The 1,844-nt window shown below is 68.1% G+C and carries 1 protein-coding gene and 1 tRNA gene; one reads left to right on the forward strand and one right to left on the reverse strand.

Annotated features, from left to right (window positions below):
• The coding region (locus LLG88_02525) for a phosphoenolpyruvate carboxykinase (GTP) (GenBank protein ID MCE5245784.1) at positions 1–1,485 on the reverse strand (1,485 nt) is incomplete at its 3' end.
• A 265-nt stretch (positions 1,486–1,750) separates the two neighbouring features.
• Here LLG88_02525 and LLG88_02530 point away from each other — a divergent pair.
• A tRNA-Glu gene (locus tag LLG88_02530) sits at positions 1,751–1,825 on the forward strand.
• The last annotated feature ends 19 nt before the right edge of the window (positions 1,826–1,844 follow it).

Here is a 1,844-nt window from a genome sequence, read left to right on the forward strand (position 1 = left end):
GCCGTCGTCCTGGCGGAACCAGTTGACGTAGTAGATGCGCGGCAGCTTGGCGGCGTCGTGCGCGGCGCCGACCTTCAGCCAGTGGCCGAAGTAGTCGCCCATGTGGTAGCCGCAGAACGGCAGCATGGCCATCGGGTCGAAGCGGAGCTGGCCGACCTTGCCCGCCGCGGCGGCGGTCGTCTCGCTGGAGGCGCAGGCGCCGAGGAAGGTGCCGTGCTGCCAGCTGTAGGCCTCGTTGACGAGCGGGACGACGTTGGCGCGCCGGCCGCCGAAGAGAATCGCCGAGATGGGCACGCCCTTCGGGTCTTCCCATTCCGGGGCGATCGCCGGGCACTGCTTGGCCGGGGTGGTGAAGCGGGCGTTCGGGTGCGCCGCCTTGCGGCCGCAGTCCGGCGTCCAGGGGCGGCGGAGCCAGTCGGTCAGGTAGGCCGGCTTGTCGTCCGTCATCCCTTCCCACCACACGTCGCCGTCCGGCGTCACCGCGCAGTTGGTGAAGATCGAGTTCTTGGCGGCGGTGAGCATCGCGTTGCGGTTCGACTTGAGGCTGGTGCCCGGGGCCACGCCGAAGAACCCGGCTTCGGGGTTGATCGCGTAGAGTCGGCCGTCGGCGCCGAACTTCATCCAGGCGATGTCGTCGCCCACGGTCTCGACCTTCCAGCCGGGCATCGTCGGGATGAGCATCGCGAGGTTGGTCTTGCCGCAGGCCGACGGGAAGGCGCCGGTCATGTACTTCACTTCGCCTTCGGGGCTCGTCAGCTTGAGGATCAGCATGTGCTCGGCGAGCCAGCCCTCGTCGCGGGCCTGGACCGAGGCGATGCGCAGCGCGTGGCACTTCTTGCCGAGGAGCGCGTTCCCGCCGTAGCCGGAGCCGAACGACCAGATCTCGCGCGTTTCGGGGAAGTGGCAGATGTACTTGTGCTCGGCGTTGCACGGCCACGGGCTGTCCGGCGCGTTCCCCTCGAGCGGGGAGCCGACCGAGTGCAGGCCGCGCACGAACTCGCCGTCGTCGCCCAGCACGTCCAGCACCTTGGCGCCGACGCGGGCCATGATGTGCATGTTGGCCACGACGTACGGGGAGTCGGTGATCTCGACGCCGATCTTGGCGATCGGGGAGCCGACGGGGCCCATGCTGTAGGGGATGACGTACATCGTGCGGCCGCGCATCGCGCCGTCGTACAGCTTGCGCAGCTCGGCCTTCATCTCTTCCGGCTCGCGCCAGTTGTTCGTCGGGCCCGCGTCTTCCTTCCTGCGCGAGCAGATGAACGTGCGGTCCTCGACGCGCGCCACGTCGGCCGGGTTGGAGCGGACGAAGACGCTGTTCGGCCGCTTCTCCGGATTCATCCACATCGCGGTCCCGGCGTGGACCATCAGCCGGAGCATCAGCTGATATTCGTCGTTCGTGCCGTCGCAGACGTGGACCTTGTCCGGCTTGCAGAGTTGGGCGACTTCCTCGACCCACTGGGCCAGCTTCTTGTGCCTGATCATCGTCGCTCCCTGGGGCAACCCCGGTGCGCGGGAAGTGGACTCTTGGGCGCGCTCCCCTCGCTTGCGAGTCGGCGGAGGGCCCCTTCGGCGCCTCGGCGCCCCGCCGCGCGGGGTCGGGCCGGCCGAACGGACTGACCGCAGGAAATGGAAGGCTTATGAGACGGTTATCTTATTCGGACCCGCCGCGCGAGGGCAACCGTTCCTGACGGTTCGCGTTGACAGCCCGCCCGACTCTCCCTACACTTTGCCGCCGCGGGACCAGAGCGACCCCATCGTCCAAGGGTTAGGACATTAGCCTTTCAAGCTAAGAATAGGGGTTCGAATCCCCTTGGGGTCGCCAATCCTCGCGCCAGTGGCGA

The organism is bacterium (assembly GCA_021372775.1).
Taxonomy (GTDB): Bacteria; Acidobacteriota; Polarisedimenticolia; order J045; family J045; genus JAJFTU01.